Source organism: Modicisalibacter coralii, from assembly GCF_004117855.1.
GTDB classification, from domain to species: domain Bacteria; phylum Pseudomonadota; class Gammaproteobacteria; order Pseudomonadales; family Halomonadaceae; genus Modicisalibacter; species Modicisalibacter coralii.
In genome coordinates this window covers 83,977-109,780 of sequence record NZ_QWBW01000014.1, presented here as the reverse complement: position 1 = coordinate 109,780, position 25,804 = coordinate 83,977, and the positions used below count along the sequence as shown (strand labels likewise).

General features: G+C 67.9%; 23 protein-coding genes. 14 read left to right on the top strand and 9 right to left on the bottom strand.

All coding sequences use genetic code 11. The features are described 5' to 3' along the window. Positions 1 to 15 precede the first annotated feature (15 nt). The 3 genes from D0901_RS09400 to D0901_RS09390 form a co-directional block, all read right to left on the bottom strand. Positions 16 to 1,194 (bottom strand): MFS transporter, encoded by a 1,179-nt coding sequence (locus D0901_RS09400; RefSeq protein WP_129140045.1) that lies wholly within the window; start codon positions 1,192 to 1,194, stop codon positions 16 to 18. 2 nt (positions 1,195 to 1,196) lie between these two features. Beyond that, the gene (locus tag D0901_RS09395; RefSeq protein WP_129140044.1) at positions 1,197 to 2,213 is read right to left on the bottom strand and encodes a GlxA family transcriptional regulator; all 1,017 of its coding nucleotides are present in this window, start codon (positions 2,211 to 2,213) and stop codon (positions 1,197 to 1,199) included. A gap of 151 nt (positions 2,214 to 2,364) precedes the next feature. Continuing rightward, positions 2,365 to 3,969, bottom strand: coding sequence for a solute:sodium symporter family transporter (locus D0901_RS09390; protein WP_129140043.1), 1,605 nt, complete (start codon positions 3,967 to 3,969; stop codon positions 2,365 to 2,367). 316 nt (positions 3,970 to 4,285) lie between these two features. On the opposite strand from D0901_RS09390, the gene D0901_RS09385 reads away from it, so the two are divergent. The 3 genes from D0901_RS09385 (at position 4,286) to katE (ending at position 7,463) form a co-directional block, all read left to right on the top strand. After that, positions 4,286 to 4,834 (top strand): DUF924 family protein, encoded by a 549-nt coding sequence (locus tag D0901_RS09385; RefSeq protein WP_129140042.1) that lies wholly within the window; start codon positions 4,286 to 4,288, stop codon positions 4,832 to 4,834. Positions 4,835 to 4,898: 64 nt separating this feature from the next. Further along, a complete protein-coding gene (locus tag D0901_RS09380) occupies positions 4,899 to 5,144 on the top strand; it encodes a GlsB/YeaQ/YmgE family stress response membrane protein (protein WP_129140041.1) in 246 nt (81 codons plus the stop codon). A 69-nt stretch (positions 5,145 to 5,213) separates the two neighbouring features. Further along, entirely contained in the window at positions 5,214 to 7,463 is a 2,250-nt protein-coding gene (gene katE, locus D0901_RS09375) for a catalase HPII (protein WP_325051835.1), read from the top strand. 103 nt (positions 7,464 to 7,566) lie between these two features. Here katE and gabT read toward each other — a convergent pair whose 3' ends face one another. Continuing rightward, positions 7,567 to 8,859: a 4-aminobutyrate--2-oxoglutarate transaminase gene (gabT, locus tag D0901_RS09370; RefSeq protein ID WP_129140039.1), complete on the bottom strand. Its 1,293-nt coding sequence runs from the start codon at positions 8,857 to 8,859 to the stop codon at positions 7,567 to 7,569. A 209-nt stretch (positions 8,860 to 9,068) separates the two neighbouring features. Here gabT and D0901_RS09365 point away from each other — a divergent pair, with 209 nt between their 5' ends. Both D0901_RS09365 and D0901_RS09360 read left to right on the top strand, forming a co-directional pair. Further along, on the top strand, positions 9,069 to 11,519 hold the full coding sequence (locus D0901_RS09365; protein ID WP_129140038.1) for a DUF1266 domain-containing protein: 2,451 nt from the start codon (positions 9,069 to 9,071) through the stop codon (positions 11,517 to 11,519). A gap of 254 nt (positions 11,520 to 11,773) precedes the next feature. Then, positions 11,774 to 12,373 carry a C40 family peptidase gene (locus D0901_RS09360; protein WP_129140037.1) on the top strand — a complete coding sequence of 200 codons (600 nt, stop codon included), beginning with the start codon at positions 11,774 to 11,776 and terminating at the stop codon, positions 12,371 to 12,373. Positions 12,374 to 12,421: 48 nt separating this feature from the next. Here D0901_RS09360 and D0901_RS09355 read toward each other — a convergent pair whose 3' ends face one another. Further along, positions 12,422 to 13,309 carry a LysR family transcriptional regulator gene (locus D0901_RS09355; protein ID WP_129140063.1) on the bottom strand — a complete coding sequence of 296 codons (888 nt, stop codon included), beginning with the start codon at positions 13,307 to 13,309 and terminating at the stop codon, positions 12,422 to 12,424. A 90-nt stretch (positions 13,310 to 13,399) separates the two neighbouring features. Here D0901_RS09355 and D0901_RS09350 point away from each other — a divergent pair, with 90 nt between their 5' ends. Continuing rightward, positions 13,400 to 14,602 (top strand): MFS transporter, encoded by a 1,203-nt coding sequence (locus tag D0901_RS09350; RefSeq protein ID WP_129140036.1) that lies wholly within the window; start codon positions 13,400 to 13,402, stop codon positions 14,600 to 14,602. 37 nt (positions 14,603 to 14,639) lie between these two features. Here the strand turns inward: D0901_RS09350 and msrA are convergent, their stop codons facing one another. Next, positions 14,640 to 15,260 carry a peptide-methionine (S)-S-oxide reductase MsrA gene (gene msrA / locus D0901_RS09345; protein ID WP_129140035.1) on the bottom strand — a complete coding sequence of 207 codons (621 nt, stop codon included), beginning with the start codon at positions 15,258 to 15,260 and terminating at the stop codon, positions 14,640 to 14,642. Positions 15,261 to 15,461: 201 nt separating this feature from the next. Here msrA and D0901_RS09340 point away from each other — a divergent pair, with 201 nt between their 5' ends. Then, positions 15,462 to 17,657 (top strand): FAD-dependent oxidoreductase, encoded by a 2,196-nt coding sequence (locus tag D0901_RS09340; protein WP_129140034.1) that lies wholly within the window; start codon positions 15,462 to 15,464, stop codon positions 17,655 to 17,657. A gap of 14 nt (positions 17,658 to 17,671) precedes the next feature. Further along, positions 17,672 to 18,322 carry a CDP-alcohol phosphatidyltransferase family protein gene (locus tag D0901_RS09335; protein WP_129140033.1) on the top strand — a complete coding sequence of 217 codons (651 nt, stop codon included), beginning with the start codon at positions 17,672 to 17,674 and terminating at the stop codon, positions 18,320 to 18,322. Between the two features lie 69 nt (positions 18,323 to 18,391). On the opposite strand, the gene slyD is transcribed toward D0901_RS09335, so the two are convergent. Next, on the bottom strand, positions 18,392 to 18,874 hold the full coding sequence (gene slyD, locus D0901_RS09330; RefSeq protein ID WP_129140032.1) for a peptidylprolyl isomerase: 483 nt from the start codon (positions 18,872 to 18,874) through the stop codon (positions 18,392 to 18,394). Positions 18,875 to 19,125: 251 nt separating this feature from the next. On the opposite strand from slyD, the gene D0901_RS09325 reads away from it, so the two are divergent. After that, positions 19,126 to 19,776 carry an MBL fold metallo-hydrolase gene (locus D0901_RS09325; protein ID WP_129140031.1) on the top strand — a complete coding sequence of 217 codons (651 nt, stop codon included), beginning with the start codon at positions 19,126 to 19,128 and terminating at the stop codon, positions 19,774 to 19,776. A 55-nt stretch (positions 19,777 to 19,831) separates the two neighbouring features. Further along, a complete protein-coding gene (locus D0901_RS09320) occupies positions 19,832 to 20,116 on the top strand; it encodes a hypothetical protein (RefSeq protein ID WP_129140030.1) in 285 nt (94 codons plus the stop codon). A gap of 86 nt (positions 20,117 to 20,202) precedes the next feature. Here the strand turns inward: D0901_RS09320 and D0901_RS09315 are convergent, their stop codons facing one another. Further along, positions 20,203 to 20,706, bottom strand: a complete 504-nt coding sequence (locus tag D0901_RS09315) for a DUF6314 family protein (protein ID WP_224419486.1) — start codon at positions 20,704 to 20,706, stop codon at positions 20,203 to 20,205. On the opposite strand from D0901_RS09315, the gene D0901_RS09310 reads away from it, so the two are divergent. Then, positions 20,705 to 21,577, top strand: a complete 873-nt coding sequence (locus D0901_RS09310) for an EamA family transporter (protein WP_129140028.1) — start codon at positions 20,705 to 20,707, stop codon at positions 21,575 to 21,577. The two genes, D0901_RS09315 and D0901_RS09310, sit on opposite strands and share 2 nt — an antisense overlap. Positions 21,578 to 21,761: 184 nt before the next feature. Continuing rightward, on the top strand, positions 21,762 to 22,802 hold the full coding sequence (locus tag D0901_RS09305) for a zinc-dependent alcohol dehydrogenase family protein (protein WP_129140027.1): 1,041 nt from the start codon (positions 21,762 to 21,764) through the stop codon (positions 22,800 to 22,802). Positions 22,803 to 22,832: 30 nt separating this feature from the next. Here D0901_RS09305 and D0901_RS09300 read toward each other — a convergent pair whose 3' ends face one another. Further along, a complete protein-coding gene (locus D0901_RS09300; protein WP_129140026.1) occupies positions 22,833 to 23,789 on the bottom strand; it encodes a DUF1853 family protein in 957 nt (318 codons plus the stop codon). Positions 23,790 to 23,912: 123 nt separating this feature from the next. Here D0901_RS09300 and D0901_RS09295 point away from each other — a divergent pair, with 123 nt between their 5' ends. Both D0901_RS09295 and D0901_RS09290 read left to right on the top strand, forming a co-directional pair. Continuing rightward, on the top strand, positions 23,913 to 24,794 hold the full coding sequence (locus D0901_RS09295; protein WP_129140025.1) for an NAD(+) kinase: 882 nt from the start codon (positions 23,913 to 23,915) through the stop codon (positions 24,792 to 24,794). Between the two features lies 1 nt (position 24,795). Beyond that, a complete protein-coding gene (locus D0901_RS09290; protein ID WP_203234844.1) occupies positions 24,796 to 25,800 on the top strand; it encodes a metallophosphoesterase in 1,005 nt (334 codons plus the stop codon). Positions 25,801 to 25,804 lie beyond the last annotated feature (4 nt).

Genomic DNA, 25,804 nt, shown 5'->3' with positions numbered 1-25,804 from the left:
GATCCGCAGGAAATGTCAGCCCCTAATCTGCGGGCGATCGGCGGCGCTGACAAGTCGTTGCCATGTGAGCGCCAGCAGCGGCAGCAGCGCGAACGGGATCAGCAGGGCGTTGAGACCGGCCCAGCCCAGGCTGGCCTCGAGTGGCGCGGCGAGCAGGGCGCTGACGCTGACCGTGGTGAACACCAGGCACTCGTTGGCGGCCTGGGTGCGGGCCTTCTCGGGCGGACGATGGGCCTCGGTCAACAGGCCGGTGGCGGGCAGGAAGGTCGCGTTCCAGCCCAGGCCGAGCAGGATCAGCGCCGTGTAGTAGCCGCCCAGGCCGAGATCCAGCTGGGCGATGAGCGCGCAGCCGATCAGCAGCAGGCAGCCCGTGGCGATCATCGTCGGCGCACCCAGGCGTGCGGTCAGCCGTCCGGTGACGAAGGAGGGCAGGAACATCGCCAGCACGTGCCACTGGATGGTCGTGGCGATGGGGTCGAAGGCGAAGCCGGCGCGCTGCATCGCCAGCGGCGTGGCGGTCATCGCCAGGTTCATGACCCCGTAACCGACCAGGCCGCTGACGGCGGCGACGACGAAGACCGGCTGGCGCAGGATCTCGCCCAGCGGTCGGGCGGGGCCGTCGCCGTGGCTGCGCGAGGGCGCCGGCAGATGGGTGAAGAGCAGCAGCATCAGGGCCAGCAGGTAGAGCGCGCCGAGCCCGATGAAGCTGCCCAGGAATGGCGTGGCGAGCAGGTCGCGGCTGGCGCGGGCCAGCCAGGGGCCGAGGAAGGCCGCCATCACGCCGCCGCCCATCACCAGGCCGATGGCCCGGTCGCGGCCTGCCGGGGGCGCTGCCTCGGCGGCGGCGAAGCGATACAGCATGCCGAAGCCGATGCCCACGCCGATCAGTGCGGTGCCCAGCATGAACATCCCGAAGCGCTGATGGACGAGGGCCAGGGCGGCGACCGCCACGCCGGCCAGCCCCACCAGGTTGCCGAGCACGAAGCCGAGCTTGCGGCCCAGCCGCGCCATGATCAGCGAGGCGGGGATGGTCGCGCTCATCAGGCCCAGCAACTGGGTGGCGACCGGCGCGGTGGCCCAGTTCGGCCCCGGGGCGAGCTGGGCGCCGATCAACGGTGAAACGGCGATCAGGAGGATGTTGCCGCTGACCAGCAGGGCCTGGCATAGCGAAAGCAGCACGACGCTGACGGGCATGGTCAGTCTCCGGTGATGGACGAGGAAGGGGCGGTGTAAAAGCGCTGGCGATAGACCGAGGGCGAGACGCCGTAGTGGCGCTGGAACAGCCGGCGTAACTGCTCGGCGCCGCCCAGCCGCCAGTCGCGTGCCAGGCGTTCCAGCGGCGGCGGGGTGGGGCTGTCGATCAGCACCCGCCGGGCTTGCTCGAGGCGCAGCCGGGTCAGGTACGCGCCGGGTGTGGTGTCGAGATGACGACGAAACAGTCGCGAGAGGTGCCGGGGCGTCACCGCCAGCCGCGCGGCCAGGGTCTCGAGACGGTGCTCGTCGGCCGGGGCGGCGTGCAGGTCGTCGAGCAGGGCGCGCAACGGGCCGGTGTCGCGCTGCTGGCTGCGCAGCGCTTCGCTGAATTGCGACTGGCCACCCGGCCGGCGCAGGAAGACCACCAGTTCGCGCGCCACGCGCCCGGCCAGGGCCGAACCGTGATCGGCCTCGAGCAGCGACAGGGCGAGGTCGATGCCCGCGGTGACGCCGGCGCTGGTGTAACGCGTCGCCTCGTCGTCGTGGGTCGGCGGGTTGCAAACGTAGAGCGCATCCGTCGCCACCTGAATCTGCGGATGGGTGGCGGCGAGACGCTCGACATGGCGCCAGTGGGTGGTGGCGCGCTGCCCGTCGAGCAAGCCCGCAGCGGCGAGCAGGAAGGCGCCGCTGCATACCGAGCCCAGCCGTCGCACCCGGGTGAGGCTCGCGGCGAGGAGCGCGCGTAGCGCCGGGTCGTCGCATTGGGCAAACACCCCGCAACCGCCGGCGACGAGCAGGGTGTCCGGCGCCGGCGCGTCGAGCAGGCTGTGCCAGGCGCGGTCGGCCTGCAGGGGCAGTCCCGAGTTGGTACGCACCAACCCCGGTGACTCGGCCAGCAGGCTCAGACGGTAGAGCGGCGAACCGGAGAGTTCGTTGGCGGTGGCGAACACCTGCCAGGGCCCGGTGACGTCGAGCAGCTGACAGTCGGGATAGGCGAGCAGGGCGATCGGGCGAGACATGATGAACAGTCCGAGGTGACGATACCTCGATTGTCACCGGCGGTCGCAATGTCGGCAACGACCATCATCCCACCGATAGGGACATCCGGGGGCGAAAATGCAACGACCCCGCCAGGGGCGGGGTCGTCGTCGGGGAGTCTCGGCGGTCGGCTCAGGATACGCCGCCGGCGAAGGAGGCGTAGATCGCGATGACCAGCACGATCAGCAGGATCCCGGTGGGGATGGCGCCCTTCCACGGTGTCAGGTCGACCTGGCCGGCGTCCTCCTGGACCCAGTCGGTCGTGCGCGGGCTGAGCTTGCCGATCACCAGCATCATCGCCACCAGCAGCACGAAGACCAGCCCCACGAAGTGGAAGTTCTGGATGACGTCGAGCAAGCCGTTGAACGGCGGCACGAAGTAGACCAGCCCGATCACCAGGCAGCCGCCGATCAGGGCGATCTTGGCGGCGATGGGCGGCACGCGCTTGGTCAGCAGGCCGACCAGCACCACCGCCAGGATGGGGATGAAGTACAGGGCGTTCATCTTCTGCAGGTAGCCGAACAGGCTGTCCTGACCGGCGAGCAGCGGGGCAATGGTCATCGCGGCGAACGCCATGATCCAGCCGAAGACCTTGCCCGACTTGACCACCTGCTCCTCGCTGGCGTTCTTGTTGATCAGCGTCTTGTACAGCCCCAGGCTGAACAGCGTGGTGGTGCTGTTGAGCGCCGAGTTGAACGACGACAGGATGGCGCCGACCATCACCGCCGCGAAGAAGCCGGTCAGGTAGGGCGGCAGGACGTTGAACACCAGATGGCCGTAGGCGGCGTCGGCCTTGATGCCGTCGCCGGCGTACAGGTTGTAGGCGATGATCCCCGGCAGCACCAGATAGAGTGGCCCGAGCAGCTTGAACAGGCCGGTCAGCAGCACGCCCTTCTGGCCTTCGGCGAGGGTCTTGGCGGCGAAGGTGCGCTGGATGATCTGCTGGTTGGTGGTCCAGTAGAACAGGTTGATCAGGAACACCCCGGTGAACAGGGTGGCGAAAGGCACCTGCTGATCGTCACCGCCGATGGAGTTGAGCTTGTCGGGATTCTGCTGCTTGAGCGTCTCCCAGCCGGCCATCACGCCGTGGCCGTCGCCGACCGCCTGCAGGCCGAAATAGACCACCACGAAGCCGCCGATCAGCAGGCCGATGCCGTTCAGGGTATCGGAAACCGCGACCGTGCGCAGGCCGCCGAACAGGGCATAGATCGAGCCGATCAGGCCCACCACCCAGACGGTGCCCCAGAGCAGCACGGTGGGCGACTGGATGCCGGTCAGGCCCGGCAGGTCGAGCATGCCTTCGAGGCCCACGGCGCCGGAGTAGAGGATGATCGGCAGCAGGATCACTGCGTAGGCGAGCAGGAAGATGATGTTGCAGATCATTTGCGTGCCGGCGTCGAAGCGGATCTCGAGCAGCTGCGGCACGGTCGCGATGCCGCTGCGCAGAAAGCGCGGCAGGAAGAACAGACCCAGCGCCACCAGGGCGACCACCGCGACCACCTCCCAGGCCATCACGCTCAGCCCGTCGGTGAAGGCGCTGCCGTTGAGGCCCACCATCTGCTCGGTGGACAGGTTGGTCATCAACAATGACCCGGCGATCAGCGGGAAGGTCAAGCTGCGTCCGGCGAGGAAGTAGCCACGGGTGCTGCGGTGATCGTCGCGGTGGGTGATCCACCAGGTGATCGCCGCTACCAGGCCCGTGAAGAAGAGAAACGATAGGATCGTCAGGGCATGCATAGTATGAGGGTCCTTGGATGACTGGACGGCGTGGTGGCGGGCACCGCGCCGGTTATGGCAGGCTCCGCTGCAACTCACGGCAAGACGAAAGTATATGAGCGGACGTCGATTTTGCCATTATCCCTTTGTCGGACATAACTTTTTCAATGTCTTTGCAAGCCGGCGGGGCGTGACGGGAAGCGCGCTACCCGCGAGCGGACATGGCGAGAGGTCGCGCGAGGTGACGGATGCGGTTTTTCGCGGGGCGGTCGACGCCTCGGCTATGCTCTGCTTACGGGCCCCGACAAGGGCATTTCCCACCGCGACGGACATCGGCATGAGCGAAACGACGGCACAGACGATTCTCGATTTCTGGTTCAACGGCCTGACGCCCAGGCAGTGGTTCGCCAAGGACGCGGCGCTCGACCGGCAGATCGCGCAACGTTTCCAGGCGGTCTTCGAGGCGGCGCGGGCCGGCGAGCTGTGGACCTGGCGCCAGTCGCCCCAGGGCCGGCTGGCCGAGATCCTGATTCTCGATCAGTTCTCGCGCAACCTGTATCGCGATCGGCCCGAGGCCTTTGCCCAGGACCCGCAGGCACTGGTGCTGGCCCAGGAAGCGGTGGCGCATCACGCCGACCGGCACCTGGAGGGCCCCCGGCGCGCCTTCCTCTACATGCCCTACATGCACAGCGAGTCGCTGGCGATCCACGACGAGGCGTTGCGATTGTTCGACCAGCCGGGGCTCGAGGACAACCTGAAATACGAACGCCGGCATCGCGAGATCCTCGTGCGCTTCGGCCGCTATCCGCACCGCAACGCCATCCTCGGGCGGGCCTCGACGGATGAAGAGCGGGCCTTCCTCGAGCAACCCGGGTCGTCATTCTGAGCGCGCTTGTGGCACCCTTGCCACGCGGGTTTCGCATTTCATGGACTGGAGGAAGGAGAGAACGATGGACCTGATACTGTGGTTGATCATCGGTGGCCTGGCCGGCTGGATCGCCGGCAACATCATGCGCGGTGGTGGCTTCGGGGTCCTCGGCAACATCGGGGTGGGGATCGTCGGTGCGGTGATCGGCGGCTTCCTGTTCGGCCTGCTGGGCCTGTCGTCGAGCGGTTTTCTCGGCTCGCTGGTGACCGCCACCGTGGGTGCCGTGGTGTTGCTGTGGGTGGTCGCCAAGCTGCGCAAATCATCCTGAGACGTATTTGCCCGATACGACATTCGGTGTCTACCTTCTAAGAGGCAAACGATGACGTACTGATAAAACATCCACCGCTCGTCGCCGCGCCAGGGAATAGCGAGGCCAAGGCGCGAGCGGTGCCCTATCAGAGGATGGGTAGCCAACAGCAAACAGGAGCGTTTGACCATGGCGAAGAACCCGCATACGCGCCCCAACAGTGACGCGGCGCACGACACGGATTTCAAGACCACCAAACAGAGCAAGTCGGAGAACCTGGAACCCCACCGCAGCGACGCCGAAGGCCACGACCTGCGTACCAACCAGGGCACCCGGATTGCCGACAACCACAACTCGCTGAAGGCCGGCGAGCGGGGTCCGACCCTGATGGAAGATTTCATCTTCCGCGAAAAGCTCAACCACTTCGACAACGAGCGCATCCCGGAGCGCATCGTGCATGCCCGCGGCGCGGCCGCGCATGGTTTCTTCCAGCCCTACGACAACGCCGCGCAGTATTCTAAGGCGGGTCTCTTTCAGGACCCTGACAAGAAGACCCCGGTATTCGTGCGCTTCTCCACCGTCCAGGGCCCGCGGGGCTCCAACGACACGGTGCGCGACGTGCGCGGCTTCGCGACCAAGTTCTATACCGACGAGGGCAACTGGGACCTGGTCGGCAACAACATGCCGGTGTTCTTCATCCAGGACGCCATCAAGTTCCCGGATTTCGTCCACGCCGTGAAGCCCGAGCCGCACAACGAGATCCCCCAGGGGCAGTCGGCCCACGACACCTTCTGGGACTTCGTCTCGCTGATGCCGGAAGCCAGCCACATGGTGCTGTGGACGATGTCCGACCGCGCCTTCCCGCGCAGCTATCGCGCCATGGAAGGCTTCGGCGTGCACACTTTCCGGCTGGTCGACAAACAGGGCAAGGCGCGCTTCGTCAAGTTCCACTGGAAGCCGCTCGCCGGCACCTGGTCGCTGATCTGGGACGAGGCCCAGAAGCTCTGGGGGCGCGACCCCGACTTCAACCGCCGCGAGATGTGGAACGACATCGAGAACGGTGACTTTCTGGAGTGGGAAATGGGCATCCAGGTGGTCGAGGAGGAAGACGAACATGCGTTCGACTTCGATCTGCTCGATCCCACCAAGCTGATCCCCGAGGAGCAGGTCCCGGTGACGCCGATCGGCAAGCTGGTGCTCAATCGCAACCCCGACAACTACTTCGCCGAGACCGAGCAGGTCGCCTTCAATCCGGCGAGCGTGGTGCCGGGCATCGACTTCACCAACGACCCGCTGCTGCAGGGGCGGCTGTTCTCCTACCTGGATACGCAGATGCTGCGCCTGGGCGGTCCCAACTTCCACGAGATCCCCATCAACCGGCCAGTGGCACCGTTCCACAACAACCAGCGCGATGCCATGCATCGCCAGACGATCAACAAGGGCCAGGCCTCCTACGAGCCCAACTCGATCGACGGCGGCTGGCCGCGCGAGACGCCGCCCGCCGAGGAGAACGGCGGTTTCGAGACGGTCAACGAGCGCGTCGATGCCAACAAGATACGCGCACGCAGTGCGTCGTTCGGCGATCACTACTCCCAGGCGACGCTGTTCTGGAACAGCCAGACCGAGGTCGAGAAGGAGCACATCATCGCCGCCTACGCCTTCGAGCTCTCCAAGGTCGGCCGGCCGTGGATCCGCGAGCGGGTGATCCAGGAGATCCTGCCCAACATCGACCTCGAACTGGCACGCCGGGTCGGTGAAATGCATGGCATCGAGGCCCCCACCGAGAAGCCGGCGCCGGCGGAGGAACTGGGCCAGAGTTCGCAGCGCTCCTCCGAGGCACTGAGCCTGATGGCGCGGCTGCCGCGTGACATCAAGTACCGCAAGGTGGCGATTCTCGCCGCCGACGGCGTCGACGCCGATCAGGTCGAGCAGATCCGCCAGCAGCTCGAGGCCGGCGGTGCCCAGGGCCTGGTGATCGCGCCGAGCATGGCGCCACTCCAGGCCGCCGACGGCCGGACGGTGACGCCGGATGCGATGCTCAACGGCCTGCCGTCGGTGACCCTGGACGCGGTGATCGTCGCCGGCGGCGCCGAGAGCGCCCGGGCGCTGACCCAATCCGGGCTGGGCGTGTACTACGTGCAGGAAGCCTACAAGCACCTCAAGCCGATCGCCGCGGTGGGCGAGGGCAAGACGCTGCTCGACACCGCCCGGGTACCCGATGCCGAGGAGGGGGTATTCGTCGGTGGCGCGGTGGACGACGTCTTCACGCCGTTCGCCGAGTCGCTGGGCCAGCATCGCGTCTGGACGCGCGATTCCAAGGCCAATGCCATGCCGGCCTGACCGGTCACCCCGGCTGAAGCCACCCAGCAAACGCCCCGCCAGACCGGCGGGGCGTTTGCGTTGGGGGCTATCGAGGGGCGGTGACTGACACCGCCCCTTGCGGTCAGGCCGTCTGTTTCTGGCCGACCAGTTCGGTCAGGGTTTCCTCGATGAGGGCCAGGCCTTCGTTGAGGACCTCGTCGCTGATGGTCACCGGCATCAGGAACCGGATGGTGTTGCCGTAGAGGCCGCAGGAAAGCAGGATCAGCCCCTTTTCGCGGGCCTTCTTGCAGAGCTTGCCGGCCAGTTCGGCGTCCGGCGTATGGTTGGCCTTGTCCGATACCAGGTCGAAGGCCGCCATGGCGCCCAGGTTGCGGGGGTTGTCGACGCAGTCGAAGTCCTGCTGCCACTGGCCGAAGCGGCTGGCCAGCTTGTCGCCCAGGGCCTGGCTCTTGTCGAGGATCTTTTCCTCCTCGAAGACCTTGAGCACCGCCAGCACCGCCGCGCAGGAGACCGGGCTGCCGGTGTAGGTGCCGCCCAGCGAGTTGCCGCCGGAAGCGTCCATGTGCTTGTCGGTGCCCACCACGGCGGAGATCGGCATGCCGTCGGCCATGCTCTTGGCCATGGTGACGATGTCCGGCTCGACGCCGCTGTGTTCGATGGCGAACATCTTGCCGGTACGCCCGAAGCCGGATTGCACCTCGTCGACGATCATCAGCATGCCGTGCTCGTCGCAGATCTCGCGAATCTTCTTCAGGAAGCTCGCCGGCGCGGCGTAGAAGCCGCCCTCACCGAGGACCGGCTCGATGACGATGGCGGCGGTGTCCTTGGGGTTGGCGTCGGTCTTTATGGCCATCTTCAGGCCGCGTATCGCCTCGTCCTCGCTGACCCCGTGGTAGGGCACCGGGTAGGGCGCGCGGAAGACGTTGCCCGGCATGCTGCCGAAGTCCGTGGCGTAGGGGGCGACCTTGCCGTTCATCGCCATGGTCATGAACGTGCGCCCGTGATAGCCGCCGTCGAAGCAGATCACGTTGTTGCGCCCGGTGGCGGCGCGCGCCACCTTGACCGCATTCTCCAGCGCCTCGGCCCCGGAGTTGGCGAGCATCACCTTGGCATGGCCGCGGACCGGGGTGATCTGGCTGAGCTTCTCGGCGACCCGCACGTAGCCCTCGTAGGGCATCACGGTCTGGCAGGTGTGCATGACGCGGTCGAGCTGCGCCTTGACCGCTTCGACCACCTTGGGATGGCGGTGGCCGATGTTGAGCACGCCGATGCCGCCGGCGAAGTCGATGAAACGCTTGCCGTCGGCGTCCCACAGTTCGGCGTTCTCGGCCCGGTCGGCGAACTGCTCGGCCGGACTGGCCGCGCCGCTGGCCACGTAGCGTAGCTTGAGCTCGTTGAGTTGGGCGTTGTTCATGCTGACCTCCTGGTTGGGGATGGCGATGCGCGAGAAACGCATTTGTCTCGAGCAAAGCGTCGTACACAATGACCATAACCGGCAAGCTCCGTGTTTGCCGGTATCGCCCGCCGCGGGACGGGCACGTGGGCATCGGCGAACGTACGGCTTTCCGCTACACTATGTCGCCCGGAAACCGTCTCCGCTAGTCAGTCAACAAGAGGTGCGTCTTGGTCGATCCGCTCTATGCCTGGTGGGCCCAACAGCTGGTGTTATGCGGCTGGGCCTTCGAACCCGACCCTACCTCGCTGGAACCGGCCCTGGCCATCGAGCGATTGTCGCAGTTGGGCGTTCCGGATCGCGGCGAACTGGGCTGGCGTCTGATCGAGGGCTTTCCGCCCGGCGGCAACGATCCCCGGGCCCAACTGGCGGCGCTGGAGATGCTGGCGCTGGGCGCGGCGGCGGGCTGGCTGCCCGAGGAGCGCGTCGATGCCTGGCTGCACGCCCTGTGTCGCGGCATCCACAGTCATCACGATTCGCTCGACGCCTGGCTGAGTTCGCTGCGCCGGGCGCGGCTCGCGGCCGGCTGGCACCACGGCGACGAAGCCTTCGCCGCGGCCGGCGAGGCGCTGTCGAAGATCGAGGCGGATGGCGACGGCGTGACCTGGCCGCTGCTCGCCGACGCGCTCGAACGTCGCCCCCGGGGCACGCCGTGGCCCGAGGCGCCTGGTGCCTGGCCATTGCGCGCCGCTTTTGCCCCGGTGCTGGTGCTGCCGCCGGCGCAGCGGCCCGACTGGCCGGATGCCGAAGCCTGGCTGGCCGAGGGCTGGCAGGTGCATGGCCGCGACGAGTTGATCCGCGTGATGCTGTGGCTGGCCGGGCAGGGGCATCGCTACGGCTGGGACATCGATGCCGCCCGCCTGGTCGAGATGGATGCCGCGGCACGCCAGGCTTGGCTCGCCGGGCTGGGCGAGCAACGCCGCTACGGCAAGGTGCTGCTGCGCTTCCTGGAGCGCGGTGAACCCCTGGAGTGGGCGGCCTGGGACTGGCTGCGACTGGCCGATCTGGCCTATGCCGGGGCGGCGCTGGGCTGGCTCGAGCCCGACGAAGCCGAGCAGTTCGCCGGTCATGCCGCCGATCTGGTGATGCGGCGCTACAGCGACTGGACCGCACTGACCCTGGCCTATCAGCGCGGCCGCAGCCTGTTCGAGGGCCGCGACGAGATGGCCGCTCACGCCGACGACTGGGCGCTGTTGCTGCATTCGCCGCTCAGCCCCTGGCATGCACCGCTGGCGGAGCTGCTCGACGAGCCACGCCGCGAGGCATCGCGGCAGGCGATGCGCGCCTGGCGTCACGATACCCGTCACTGGCTACTGGCCCTGGCCTCGGTACGTGAACCCGACCTGCTCTACCGCCAGGGCATCCCCGTCGCGGTCGACGACGCGCGGCGTCGGGACGTGCGGCGCTATCTGCAGGAAACCCTGGCGCTGTTTCCCGACGAGGGTGTCGGTGGCCTGGCGCGTTTCTGGCTGCCCGCTCAGGTCCATCATCTCAACCAGTTGGCGGCCGATGCCGCGCACAACGCCCTGCCGTCGCTGGAGACCCGCCTCGGCCGCCCGCCCGCCGAGGCGGTCGGCCTGCGCGACGCCCTCAAGCCGTGCGTGCGGCATGCGGCCACCATCTTCATGGCCGAGAAGTACGCCTTCTACCTGCTGATGGCGGATGACAGCGGCGATTTCGAGGCGACCGGGCTGCAACGTCTGGCCGAATCGCTGCGCGGCGTGCTGTGCCGCTTCTATCCCGATCCGCGCCGGCTGCTGGACGCCTGGGCGAGCTGGGAGGCGGCGCTGCCGGAACTGCCGGACGACAGCCTGGTGCACGAGATCCGCTGGCATCGCGACGATCCGGGCAGCCCCTTCCACTGGCTCGACTGGCGCCAGACGGCCTGGCAGGAGCCGGGGCCACGGCCGACGCTCTCGCGCTTCACTGCCCTGGCGCTGGCCGGGCCGCTGAATGCCGGGGTATGGGCCGAGCCGCAGCCCGAGGGGCATGTCGAACGCGAGGCCGTGCGCCAGTGGCTGGACAGCCAGTACGGCCTGCACAGCGCCGCCGAGCTCGACGACTTCCTGAGTTTCCTGCTCGAGGCGGGGGATCGCCAGGAATACCAGATCAACTATGCCCCCTATACGCTCAATGCGTCCCGGCTCGAGGAGGAGATCGCCATCCTCGAGTCGGGCGAGTGCGACGAGGACTCGCGCAATCACCTGCTGCGACTCAAGCGGGTGCGCGACAACGACGCCGGTTGCAACGAGGCCGACATGACCGCCTGGGACATCGCCCAGGCGGTGGACATCGCCGTCGCCGGGCGCAGTCTCGACTGGCTGGGTCGCGACGCCTTCGGCGGGATTCTCGACGCCGCCCTGCGCATCGCCCAGCGCCATTACGGCAACTGGCGGGATTACGCCCTCGGCCTGTACGCCGGCTTCTCGTTCTTCATGGGCGAGACCGACGAGCGCGAGGCCCTGCTCGACAACTTCCGTCAGGCGCTGGTGGCCTGGCTGAGCGGCGCTCCGCCGCTGGCCGGTTGCTGGGCGAGCCTCGACTTTCCGGGGGCCCGGCCGCGACACTGGGCGCCCATGCACATCGATACGCTGCCCGGGGATGCGCGCACCCTGCATTGACCGCGTACCCCGGCGCGGCATCGACCGTGGCGTGGCGTTGAAAGATGTCTCATCACATTGCGTGACAACGCCCCGGGCTCTTGCCTATCATCCTTCCGATCAACGCGGGTGCCGCTGTCGGGCATCCGTCCAACACCTAGCCGGACCGATGACAGGCCGCTTTGGGAGTGGTACCCGGGCATCACTCCCACAGCGACGCCCCTCCCGTGCCTCGCACGGCGGGTCGGTCCCACGGATCGCGATGGGGTCGCTGGATGCTCCGTGTCATTTTCGCTGGCCTGGCTCTCGCCGGGCTGTTGGCGGGCTGTGCCGGCTCGCCGTCGATGTCGTCCCCGCAGACGGCCGACACCCACAATCTCGCCTCCTATGCGTTGTCGGCCACCCGCTCGCCGTCGGATACCCTGGCCGAGCGGCTGCGCCATTTCCGGCAGGCATCCCCCCAGGTGATCCGTGAAGCACTGCTCGACGAACACCAGCGCTGGATGGGCACGCCCTATCGGCTGGGTGGCGAGGGCCCCCAGGGGATCGACTGTTCGGCACTCATGCAGCGTATCTTCAGCGAGGCCTTCGCCCTGATGCTGCCGCGTACCACCGACGACCAGGTTCGCGAGGGCGAGCAGGTGGCCCGCGACGATCTCAAGCCCGGTGATCTGGTCTTCTTCCGCCCGCCTGGCCCCTACAACCACGTCGGCGTCTACGTCGGCAGCGGACGCTTCCTGCACGCGTCCTCTTCTCAGGGCGTGAAGATCTCGCGTCTCGACAACATCTACTGGCGCCGCTACTACTGGCAGGCGCGTCGTCCGCTGCCGCGCGTGGAGCTGGCCGAGCGCTGGCTGGCGACCCGCGAAGGTTGAAACCGCCATCCCGCTCGCGATCCCTGCCGGCGGGACGAGTCCGGTTCGTCAGAGTTGCTCGCGATGCTCCAGCACGAACTCGACGAAGGCGCTCTCGGCCCGCGACAGGTAGGCGCCACGCCCCCAGGCCAGCGACAGGTCCAGCCAGGCCGGCGGTGACAGCGAGACGGCGACCAGATCCGCCTCGGTGACCACCCGGCGCAGGAAGGTGGTGATGCCGAAGCCCTGACGGACAATCGCCTTGGTCAACGGAATCAGGTTCGACTGGAAGGCGATCTGCGGCTCGCGACCGATCCGCGTGGCCAGCCGGTCGACGAACTCGCGATGGAAGTAGCCGTCCTGGAACAGCACCAGCGGCTCGTCGAAGACCTCCTCGGCGCTCACCGCGTCGCGGTCGGCGAAGCGGTGATCCGCCGGCACGCAGACCACCATCTCCTCGCGCAGCAGCGCGCGTCGCTCGAGCCGTTCGTTGCTGGCATCCGAGGTGATCACGCCGAGATCCAGCTCGCCGGCATCGATCATCTGCTGCAGACGCCGGGTTCCCGCCTCGACCACGGTCAGGCGGATGCCGGGATGGCGCGCCTTGAAGCCCATCAGCAGCGGCGGAAAGTAGTACGACCCCAGCATCGAGGGGATACCGATGCGCACCTCGCCCTTGACCAGCCCGTTGATCTCGCGCATCGCCAGGTGGACCTGATCCGCCCGTTCCAGCAGCTCGCGGGCCCGGTCGCGCAGCAGCGCCCCCTCCGGGGTCAGCGTGATGCGCCGCTCGTGCCGGTGGAAGAGCGTCAGCTCCAGGCGTGCCTCGAGCGTGGCGATGGTCTGGCTGACCGCCGACTGGGCGGTGTGCAGCTCGCGAGCGGCCCGGGTGAAGCCGCCCAGATCGGCGACGGCGAGAAAGACGCGCAGGGCGCGTAGGTCGAAGGGTAGAGTCATCACGAAAACCGATCGTTGCCATCTTCAAGCTCTATTTGGCCGATGATAGCGCGATGCGCGATCCTGTGCGCCCCGACAGAGGAGAAACCGATGATCGAAGCGCACAGTCGTGACTGGTGGCGCGCCACCCTGGCCCTGTGCCTGGGCTCCTTTACCGTGTTCGTCAATCTCTATGCGGCGCAGCCGTTGTTGCCCGACCTGCGTCATGCCTTCGAGGTCTCGACACTGGCCAGTGCCATGGTGATGGGGGTGTCGACCCTGACGCTCGCGGCCTCGCTGCTGATCTACGGGCCGCTCTCGGACGCCATCGGGCGTGGCGCGATCATGCGCATCACACTGCTGCTGGCGGCGTTGTGTTCGCTGCTGCTGCCGCTGGTACCCAACTTCGCCTGCCTGCTGGCGCTGCGGGCACTGCAGGGGCTGGTGCTCGGCGGTCTGCCGGCGGTGGCGATCGCCTGGATGGGTGATGAGTTCGACCGCCGCGCCCTGATGCTGGCGGTGGGGCTCTACATCAGTGCCAACACCCTGGGCGGCATCGGCGGCCGGGTGATCGGCGGTTTCGCCGGGGAATACGGCGGCTGGCATGCCAGCTTCTTCACCGTGGGGGCGCTGAGCCTGGCCTGCGTGGCGATCTTCTGGCGCCTGCTGCCGGCGGCGCGCAATTTCCACCCGACATCGCTGCGCCTCGACGTCGCCCTCGGCGGGATCGCCGATCATCTGCGCAACCCGCTGTTGCTCGGTGCCTACCTGATCGGCGGGCTGAACTTCTTCATCTTCATCAACCAGTACAGCTACATCACCTTCCGCCTCAGCGATGCCCCCTATGCGCTGTCGACCCAGTGGCTGGGGATGATCTTCGTCACCTACCTGGGCGGCACCCTGGGGTCGGCGCTCTCCGGGCGTGTCGCTCAGCGCGTTGCGCAGCCGCTATGCATGCTGCTGGGGATCGTCATCCTCATGCTGGGCAATCTGGTCACGCTCAGCGCGGCGCTGCCCGGGATCCTGCTGGGGCTCACCGTCAACGCCTTCGGTTTCTTCTTCTGCCATTCCATGGCCTCGAGCTGGGTCAGCCGCCAGGCCCGGGCGGCGCGGGGCACGGCCTCGGCGCTGTATCTGGTGTTCTACTACCTGGGCGCGAGTCTCGGCGGGCTCTATCTGGAGCCGTTCTGGCACGCCGGCGGCTGGCCGGCGGTGATCGCCGGCTCCTGGCTGGTGCTGGCGGTGACGCTGACCACCGCCGCCTGGCTATGGCGCCGCGAGCGGCGGCCGGTGGCCGTCACCGACGGCACTTGAGACAGATCGCCCGAATGCCGCCGGCCGGGGGTATTCGTCACTTCCCGGGGTGGCCGGCCTGGTCGCCCCAGACCTCTTTCAAGCGTTCGACGCGTCCGCAGCCGGCCTTGTAGAAGCGGTAGCGCACCGGGTTCTTCTGGTAATAGTTCTGGTGATACGCCTCGGCCTTCCAGAAGCGCCCGGCGGGAACGATCTGGGTGGCGATCGGCCGGTCGAAGCGTTCGGCGAGTTCGGCCTTCGAGGCCTCGGCGAGGCGTTGTTGCTCGGCGTCGTGATAGAAGATCGCGCTGCGGTACTGGCTGCCGCTGTCGCAGAACTGGCGATTCTCGGCGAAGGGGTCGATGTTGTGCCAGAAGGCCTGCAGCAGGGTGGCGTAGTCGACCTTGCGCGGGTCGTAGACGACCTCCACGGATTCGGCGTGGCCGGTGTCGCCGGCGGAGACCGCCTCGTAGGTGGGGTCGGCCTGATCGCCACCGGTGTACCCCGAGGTGGTGCTGAGCACGCCATCGACCTCGTCGAAGGCCTGTTCCACGCACCAGAAGCAGCCGCCGGCGAAGGTGGCGGTACGGGTTTCCTGATCCTGGGGCTGAGCCTGGGCCTGGACCGAGAGACTCGCGGCCCCGAGCACAAGCAGCAGGGACAAGATGATCTGACGCATGGGTTACCTCCCGGGTCGTGATCGTCGAAGAGAAACACTGCATAACTGGCTGCGCGGGCAAATCACGTCATAGCGTGCGCCAATTTATTCAGCGCTTCCAAAGCGGATGAATCCAATAGCAAGGTTCTTCAGTATAACGGTACGGACGATCGCCCTGGCTGGATGCCGGATCGTCGTCAATCCAACCGGGGAGCCCTTTTCGTGAACCGAACACGCCTGATCCTGCTGCTCGTCCTCGTGCTGCTCGTGGCGATGTTCTTCGTCAGCGGCGCCGACGACGTCCTGACCCTCGCCACCCTCAAGGCGCAACAGGCGCAGTTCCAGGCCCGGTTCGCGGCGCACCCCCTGGCGATGGCCGGTGGCTTCTTCGCGATCTACGTGGCCATGGCCGCGCTGTCACTGCCGGGCGCGGTGCTGCTGACCCTGCTCGCCGGCGCGCTGTTCGGGCTCGGCTGGGGCATGCTGATCGTCTCCTTCGCCAGTTCCATCGGTGCGGCGCTGGCGTTCCTGGTCGCCCGCTGGCTGGCGCGGGGTGCCGTGGAGCGGCGCTTCTCGCGGCAACTGGAATGGATCAATCGCGGTATCCGCCGGGAAGGCGCGTTCTATCTGTTCACCTTGCGCCTGGTGCCGATCTTCCCGTTCTTCATCATCAACCTGGTGATGGGCCTGACCCGGATGCGCCTGGTCACCTTCTACTGGGTCAGTCAACTGGGCATGCTGCCGGGCACGCTGCTCTACGTGAACGCCGGCCGGGCGCTGGGCGAGGTCGACAGCGTGGGCGGGATCCTGTCGCCGGTGGTGATCGCCTCCTTCGTCGCGCTGGGGCTGTTTCCGCTGCTGGCGCGGCGCGGCGTCGACTGGCTGAAACGGCGGCGCACGGCGCGGCGCTTCGGCAAACCGCGTAGCTTCGACTACGACGTGGTGGTGATCGGGGCCGGTTCGGCGGGGCTGGTGGCCAGTTACATCGGCTCGGCGCTGCGTGCCCGGGTGGCACTGGTCGAGCGCGAGCGCATGGGCGGCGAGTGTCTCAACACCGGCTGCGTGCCCTCCAAGGCGCTGATTCATGCCTCGCGCCTCGCCCAGCAGGTGCGCGAGGCACCGCGTCTGGGCATCCAGACCGCGGCGCCGCGCGTCGACTTCGCCGCGGTGATGGCCGGCGTGCACCGCGCCGTCGAGCGGGTGGCGCCCCACGACAGCGCCGAGCGCTACCGGTCGCTGGGCGTCGAGGTCGTCGCCGGCCAGGCATTCCTGCAGACGCCCTGGGAAGTGCGGGTCGGCGAGCGTGTCCTCACCACGCGTCACGTGATCGTCGCCACCGGGGCGCGGCCGCGTGTGCCGGATCTGCCGGGACTGGACACGATCGACTATCTGACCTCCGACTCCCTGTGGTGGCTCGAACGGTTGCCCGAACGGCTGGTGATCCTGGGGGGCGGGCCGGTCGGCTGCGAACTCGGCCAGGCCTTCGCGCGGCTGGGCAGTCGGGTGACCCTGGTTCAGCGCGGCGATCAGCTGCTGCCCCGCGAGGACCGCGACGTGACCGAGCCGCTCGTCGCCCGGCTCGAGGCGGAAGGCGTCGAGGTGCGGTTGTCGACACGGGCGTTGCGTGTCGAAACACGGGGCCGTGAGAAGTGGCTGGTGGTCGAGCGGGACGCGGCGGAGGGCCCCGAGGCACCGGACGGCCGGGCGCCCGCCACGACGCAGCGTCTGGCGTTCAGCCATCTGCTGCTGGCGGTGGGCCGCGAGGCCAACGTCGCGGGGCTGGGCCTCGAGACGCTGGGGATCGGCGTCGGCGAAGCGGGCACCATCGAGGTGGACGAGACTCTGCGTAGCCTGCATCCCAATGTCTGGGCCTGCGGCGACGTGGTCGGACCGCATCGCTTTACCCATGCCGGCGCGCATCAGGCCTGGCACGCCACGGTCAATGCGCTGTTCGGCGAGTTCAAGCGCTTCGCGGTGGATTACCGCAACCTGCCGATGGTGACCTTCACCCAGCCCGAAGTCGCCCGGGTCGGGCTCAACGAGCGTGACGCCGCGGCCCGGGGCATCGCTGTCGAGGTGACCCGCTACGATTTTGCCGAACTCGATCGGGCGATCGCCGAGGACGCCACCGAGGGCTTCATCAAGGTGCTCACCGTGCCCGGCAAGGACCGCATTCTCGGCGTCAGCCTGGTGGGGCAGGCGGCCGGCGAATTGCTCGCCGAGTTCACCCTGGCCATGACCCAGGGCATCGGCCTCGACAAGCTGCTGGGCACGATCCATGCCTATCCGACCTATGCCGAAGCCGCCAAGGCCAGTGCCGGGGTCTGGAAGAACGCCCACAAGCCGGAGCGCGTGCTGGGCTGGCTGGCGCGCTACTTCGCCTGGCGGCGCCGGGCCCGGCGCGACGAGACCCTCTGACGAAAGGAGCGCACATGCTCGACCGCTGGACTGCCAACTGGGTACAACCGCCGCTCGCCCGGGTGGCGTCACGCCTCGCCACGCGGGGGGTGTCGCCCGACCAGATCACCCTGGCGGGGTTCGCCATCGGCATGCTGGCCCTGCCGCTGCTGGCCGTCGAGGCCTATGGCGCGGCACTCGTGGCGATCCTGCTCAACCGCCTGGCGGACGGCCTGGACGGCGCGCTGGCGCGCCACACGCATCGCGCCAGCGACGCCGGGGGATTTCTGGATATCGGCCTGGATTTCGTGTTCTACGCCGCCGTGGTGGTGGGCTTTGCCCTGGCCGATCCAGCGGCCAACGCCCTGGCCGCGGTCTGGTTGCTGTTTGCCTTCGTGGGCACCGGCAGCACCTTTCTGGCCTTTGCGATCATGGCCGCCCGGCACCGCCTGGAGCGGCCGGTATTTCCCCACAAGGCGTTCTTCTATCTGGACGGCCTGACCGAGGGTACCGAGACGATTCTCGCCTTCGTGGCGTTCTGCCTATGGCCGGGGCAGTTCGTCTGGCTGGCGGGGGGCTTCACGGTGGCGTGCCTGATCACCACGCTGACCCGGCTGTGGGGCGGCTATCGGACGTTGCGCGAGGTGGGGCGGGGCGAGGAGGCGTCGGCAGGTACGCCCCGGTGATTCCCGCCCACGAAAAAGGGCAGCGCCTGGCGCTGCCCTCGATGTTCTCGGCCGTTGCGGCGTGCGAACTCAGTGCTCGTGATCGTCCTCACCGTGGACATGGCCATGCTCGACTTCTTCGTTGGTCGCTTCGCGGACTTCAGCGATCTCGACGTCGAAGTTGAGCTTCTGGCCGGCCAGCGGATGGTTGCCGTCGACGGTGACGGTGTCGCCCTCGACCTTGGTGACGGTGACCATCAGCGGTCCGCCCTGGGTCTGAGCCTGGAACTGCATGCCCGGCTCGACGCTCTCGACGCCCTGGAAGGCATCACGCGGAACTTCCTGGACCAGTGCGTCCTGCTTCTCGCCGTAGCCTTCCTCGGGGTTGACGTTCACCTGCAGCTTATCGCCGCTCTGGTGGCCTTCCAGCTCCTTTTCCAGGCCGGGGATGATGTTTCCGGCGCCGTGAAGGTACGTCAGCGGCTCGCGGCCTTCCGAGCTGTCCAGCACTTCACCCGAGTCGTTGGTCAGGGTGTAGTGGAACGCGACAACGGAATTCTGCGCAATCTGCATGATGTGATGGACCTTTCGGTATGTGTATGTCACGACAATGGTAACGTCTCGTCCCAGGGCTGTCAGGGGCTGCGGGAATTTTTTCATGCATCCCGGGCCCGGCATGACTGTGCTTCAAGACGCGTGCGGCGGCAGGCGCGGGAAAGCCCCGGACGCCCGCTCCGGGGCGGCCTGACGGCTGGTTGCGCCGCTCACGGGGCAGGGGTACCCTGCCGACAGGATTCGCAAGCCCAGGCCCGATGGCACCGAACATGCAATTCGACTGCTTCCCCGTTACCGCCTTTGCCCAGAACTGTTCGTTGCTGTACTGCGAGACCACCGGCGAGGCGGCCCTGGTCGACCCGGGTGGCGACGCCGATCGCCTGCTCGACGCCGTCGCGCAGCGTCGCCTGACCCTGACCGCCATTCTGCTCACCCACGGCCATCTCGATCATGTCGGTGCCGTGGGTGAACTCAAGCGGCGCACCGGGGTCGAGATCATCGGTCCGCACCGCGACGACCGGTTTCTCATCGACGGCCTGGACGAACAGGCCGCGCTGTTCGGCCTGCCGACACCGGAACCCTTCCTGCCCGACCGCTGGCTGAGCGAGGGCGATGCGGTCAGCATCGGCCGCGAGCGGCTGGCGGTGTTGCAATGCCCCGGTCATACGCCGGGCCACGTGATCTTTCATTCGGCGACCGCGCGGCTCGCCTGGGTCGGCGACGTGCTGTTCCACGGCGGCATCGGGCGTACCGATTTCCCGCGGGGCAATCAGGCCGACCTGTTGCGCTCGATCGTCGACAAGCTCTGGCCGTTGGGCGACGACGTGCGTTTCGTGCCCGGCCATGGGCCGTTGTCGACCTTCGGCGAGGAGCGACGCAGCAACCCGTTCGTCGCCGATCGCGTGACGGGGCGGGCTTGATGCCGATAACAACGCTATCCACCACCGACCTCGAGTGACTCTCAGGAGCTAATCAATGACCTTGACCGTGATCTGGCTGATCGTCTTCGCCCTGATTCTCTTTTTGACCTGGAAAAGCTGGGACGGCCCGTTCGGCCACTTCATCGACCGCCGCGTGCCCCGGGTGCTGCGCAGTCAGGACGACCGCTGGGTCTGGTGCGCAGCGGCGGCGATCATCGGCGCCACCTGCATCGTCGAGCCGGTCTCCATGCTGCTGACGGTGTTGATCCTGCTGCTGGTGGCTTGGCTGGCGACCAAGCTGATCGGCTGGGGTATGAGCAAGGCCAGAACCCGCAAGTAAGCTGCCAGCGTCAGCCGCGCCTTTCGATCCACGAGGCCAGCCGTATCCGGCTGGCCTCGCGCGTTCCGGGTGCCACGGGCCGGGCGTCAGCGGTACCGATAGACCAGCCGCTCCTGCTTGCGCGGCCCGTCGATCGTCCAGCTCAGTTCGAAGCCGTCCTCGCCCAGTACCAGACGGGCCTGGTAGCGGTCCTCTCCGCAGAGATGCGCCGCGGCCGACACCAGGGTGTCGGGCGTCTCGCCGGCGATCAGATCGAACAGCCAGACCGCCGCCTCGCTGCCGCGCCTTTCGTGGGACAGGGCGATGCGCCCGGGGTAGGGCGTCCAGCGAAAGACGTTGCGAAACGCCACCGGCGCGCCCGGTGGGCGACGGTCGCCGGCCGCGAGACGAAAGTGGCCGGTCTCGGTGAAGGTCACGCTGGCGTCGGTGTGCTCGGCCACCACGACAGCGCCGTCGCCATGGCCGGCCCAGCCGCTGAGCGACTGCTCGCCTGGCTGTGAACTAAAGGAAACTGTTTTGGTTGACAGGAGCCGGCGGCGCAGCGCTAAGATGGCCGGCTCGTCTCCTTGCTCGACGGAATGCTGACTCATGTCCTACCTGATCGGTGTCACCGCCCTGTGGGCGTTCTCGTTTTCCTTGATCGGCGCCTATCTGGCCGGTCAGGTCGATAGTTATTTCGCGGTGCTGGTGCGCATCTCGCTGGCCAGCCTGCTGTTCCTGCCGTTCCTGCGCCCCCGGGCGCTGAGTCACGGGGCGAAGCTCGCGCTGATGGCGATCGGTGCCGTCCAGCTGGGGCTGATGTACATCTTCTTCTATCAGTCGTTCCTGCTGCTGTCGGTGCCGGAGGTGCTGCTGTTCACCATCTTCACGCCGCTCTACGTCACGCTGCTCGACGACGCCATCGGCGGGCGCTTTTCGCCATTCTACCTGCTCACCGCGGCGATTGCCGTGGCCGGGGCGGCGGTGATCCGCTACCAGGGGGTGAGCGAGGACTTCTGGCTGGGCTTTTGGGTGGTGCAGGGCGCCAACCTGTGCTTCGCCGTGGGGCAGGTGGCCTACCGGCATCTGGCGCTGCGTTTGCCGGACGGGGTCTCCCAGCGCAGCGTGTTCGGTTGGTTCTATCTCGGCGCGCTGGTGCTGGTGGCCATGGCCTACCTGGGCCTGGGCTCGGCCAAGCTGCCGACGAGTGGCGTGCAGTGGGGCGTGCTGGCCTGGCTGGGCCTGGCCGCCTCGGGGCTGGGCTACTTCCTGTGGAACAAGGGCGCGACCCGGGTCGACGCCGGGGCCCTGGCGATCATGAACAACGCCCTGATCCCGGCCGGCCTGCTGGTCAATCTGTTGATCTGGAATCGCGATGCCGATCTCCTGCGCCTGGCCTCGGGCGGTGCGGTCATCGTCGCCGCCCTGCTGGTCAACGAGTGGTGGGTGCGGCACCGCCGGCGCGCCACGGCTGTCGCATGAGCCGGACTTGATCCCGGTCAGCTTGGCGGCGGGCCATCGCCAACGGGAATGATGCACGTCAAGGCGGGTCGGCGGTCATGCGCCATGCTCCTTGGGCACTCTCGAAATGCCGCCGGCACGGGTCGGCGGCGGGGTAGTGCCGACGGGCGACGCGACGTCGCCCCAGCGTGAGGAGCCTCGTTCAATGAAAGCACTGGTCTACCAAGGGCCTGGCAAGAAAGCCTGGCAGGAAACACCCGATCCCACTCTCGAAAAGCCTACCGATGCGCTGGTGCGGATCCTGTACACCACCATCTGCGGTACCGATCTGCATATCCTCAAGGGCGACGTCCCCGAGGTCGAGTCGGGACGCATTCTGGGCCACGAGGGCGTGGGCATCGTCGAGGCGGTCGGCGACGCCGTGTCCAATTTCCAGCCCGGCGATCGGGTGTTGATCTCGTGCATTACCGCATGCGGTCGCTGTTCTGCCTGCAAGAAGCAACTCTATTCGCACTGCGAGGACGGGGGCTGGATTCTGGGCCACCTGATCGACGGTACCCAAGCGCAGCGCGTGCGCATTCCCCATGCCGACAACAGCCTCTATCCGGTGCCGGCGGAGGCCGACGAGGAGGCGCTGGTGATGCTCAGCGACATCCTGCCCACCGGCTTCGAGATCGGCGTGCTCAACGGCCGGGTCCAGCCGGGAGACAGCGTGGCGATCGTCGGCGCCGGACCGGTCGGCATGGCGACTCTGCTGACCGCGCAGTTCTATGCGCCTTCGCGGCTCATCGTCGCCGACATGGACCCGGCACGGCTCGAGATGGCGCGCCGGCTGGGGGCTACCGATACCATCGACGCCCGCGAAGGGTCGGCCGTCGAGGCGATCATGGCGCTCACCGACGGCAAGGGCGTCGACGTGGCCATCGAGGCGGTGGGCGTGCCGGCCAGCTTCGACGTCTGCCAGTCGATCGTCACGCCCGGCGGACACATCGCCAACGTCGGGGTGCACGGCAAGAGCGTGGAGCTGCACATCGAAAAGCTGTGGATCCAGAACATCACCCTCACCACCGGCCTGGTCAACACCAACACCACGCCGATGCTGCTGCAGACCGTGCAGGGCGGCCGGATCGCGCCGGCCGAGCTGATCTCGCATCGCTTCGATCTGGACGACATCGAGCAGGCCTACCGGGTCTTTGCCAACGCCGCCGACGAGCGGGCGATGAAGGTGCTGCTGATCGCCGATTGAACGCGCCGCCGCGCTTCAGCCCGCCGCGCTTCAGCCCGCCGCGCGTGGGGCGAGCGGGACGAGGCGCGGCCAGTCGTCGGCGACCACGAACAGCCTGTGCCGTGTGCCGCTTGCCGTCTTCACCACCAGCTGGCGCGGGGTGGTGTGCTGGCGAAAATGGCCGTCGAGTCGCTCGCCGAGCGCCGCCAGGGACTGCAGGGCGTCGTCGGGTGGCGGCGCCAGCCAGTGCGGCTTGTCGAGGAAGGCGCCGCGCGCCTCGCCGAGGGTGGCGCGAAAGGCCGGCCAGTCGGCGAGGTGCAGCCAGACGCCGACCGGCGCCCCGGGCGCGCAGCCCCGCGGCAGGGGCAGCACCGCCCGCCAGGGCCGAAACAGTACGCCGAGAATCGCCAGTCGCCGTGCCAGGGGTGGGGCACCGAACGGAGCGAGCAGGGCGCGGGCTTCGGGACGCCGACTCATCGGCAACTGGTGGGTGAGGGCATGGTGGTGCTTGAGGGCCAGGGAGTCGGCACAGCCGGGGCCGATCCAGCGTGCCGGGGCATCGGGCGGGCCCGGCCCGTCGGCGAGTCCCAGGTAGTACTTGATCGCCAGTTCGAGATGCACCGGCGGCCCGTCGCCTTCGCGTCGATAGATCAGATCGAGCTCGCCGAGCGTCGCCCCGTGGGCGTCGCGGACCGCCAGGTTGCGCCCCAGCAGCCGGGTCGCCGGGGCGCGGTCGAGCAGGAAGTGCCACAGTGCCTCGTGATAGAGCCCCAGCCGCCCCGTCAGGCGATGGTCGAGGGCCGTCTCGAGCGCTGCCGGGTCCGCTTCCAGCGCCGCCAGCCATGCCGCGCACGTCGGCGCGTCGCCGAGCCCCAGCTCGTCGAGCGTCGGCCGGCCGGGGTAGGGCGTGACCAGCAGGTCCGGGGCGTGCAGCAGCCAGGCCAGGTCACGGACCAGTGGATGGCGCAGGGTGTCCAGATAGGCTGACGGCGAAGGCGCCTGGTTCATGAGCATTTCCCTCGATCGGGCTCGTGATGGGCGGCGGCGTGGCGGCTGCGCGACGCCCGGCGCGTTTGCCCGGGGCCGGCCCTGCCCGCATAATGGCGGGCTCGACGAGGCAGGGGAGCGTGCATGGAACCCTTCAAGAACATCGGCCTGATCGGCCGCCTGGGCAGTGCCAAGGTGGTCGAGACCCTCAGGCGCCTGATCCGCTTCCTCAATGCCCGGGGTCATCATGTCATCATCGAGGACCGCACCGCCACCGTGCTGCTCGACCACGGCCAGCAGGAGTCCAGCCGGCGGTTGCTCGGCGACATCTGCGATCTGGTGATCGTGGTCGGCGGCGACGGCAGCATCCTCGGCGCCGGCCGGGCGATGTGCCTGAGCGGCACGCCGGTGCTCGGCGTCAATCGCGGGCGGCTGGGCTTTCTCACCGATATCTCGCCCGCGGAGGTCGAGGAGAAGGTCGGCGAGGTGCTCGACGGCCATTACGACAGCGAGGAGCGCTTCCTGCTCGACGCCGAGGTCTATCGCAACGGCACCCTGGTGGGCACCGCCGATGGGCTCAACGACGTGGTCATCCATCCCGGCAAGGCGGCGCGGATGATCGAGTTCGAGCTGTTCGTCGACGATCAGTTCGTCTACAGCCAGCGTTCGGACGGCCTGATCATCGCCACGCCGACCGGCTCGACCGCCTATGCGCTGTCCGGTGGCGGGCCCATCGTCCATCCGCGGCTCGAGGCCATTACCCTGGTGCCGATGTTCCCGCACACCCTGTCGAGCCGGCCGATCGTGGTCGACGCCGGCTGCGAGATCAAGATCCACATCGGCGAGACCAACGAAGCCTACCCCCACGTCAGCTGCGACGGTCAGACCCAGGTGGTCTCCAAGCCCGGCGACATCCTCCACGTGCGACGCAAGCCGCAACGCCTGACGCTGATCCATCCGCACGGTCACAACTACTACGAGATCTGTCGCAGCAAACTCGGCTGGAGCAGCCGGCTGGGGGAATGAGATGAGCATGACCGACGGCATCGATGGCTATGACCTGATCGGCGACGTTCACGGCTGCGGCGCGACCCTGGCGGCGTTGCTGGAGAAGCTCGGCTACCGCCGCGAGTGCGGCATCTACCGCCATCCGCGGCGCAAGGCGATCTTCCTGGGCGATCTCATCGATCGCGGACCGCGGATTCGTCTGGCGGTGTCGATCGCCCGCCGCATGGTCGAGGCCGGCGAGGCCCACATCGTGATGGGCAATCACGAGATCAATGCCCTGGCCTACAACCGGCGCTGTCCCAGCGGGTCGAGCTGCGAGTGGCTGCGCGAGCATACCCCGCGGCACAATCGCATCATCCGCGAGACCCTCGAGCAGTATCGCCATCATCCCGGCGAGTGGGAGGATGCCCTGGCCTGGTTCATGACGATTCCGCTGGTGCTCGAGATCGATGGCCTGCGGGTGGTGCACGCCTGCTGGGACGCCCCGCTGATCCGGCGCTTTCTGGCGCGTCATCCGAGCGGACGCATCGATGAGGCCTTCCTCGCCGAGTCCGCGGATTCCGGCAGCTTCGCCTTTCGCGTCCTCGAGCGGCTGACGCGGGGGACCCACCTGCGCCTGCCCGAGGGCGTCGAGATTCATTCCGGCGACGGCTTTACCCGGCGAACCTTCCGGGCGCACTTCTGGGCGAGGGAGCCGCGCACCTACGGCGACGTGGTGTTCCAGCCCGACAACCTGCCCGGCGATCTGGAGACCCAGCCCCTCTCCGAGGCCGAGCTGGCCAGTCTGCCTTATTACGGCCCCGACGAGCCGCCGCTGTTCCTCGGCCATTACTGGTGCGAGGGCGTGCCGGCGCTGCCCGCGCCCAACATCGCCTGCCTGGACTACAGTGCGGTGAAGTTCGGGCGGCTGGTGGCCTATCGCTGGGACGGCGAGTCGACGCTCGATGCCGACAAGTTCGTCTGGCTGCGAGTCCCACGCGACGAACGGGCGCGTCCCCGCCCCTGGGAGATCGATCTGGATTGAGCCC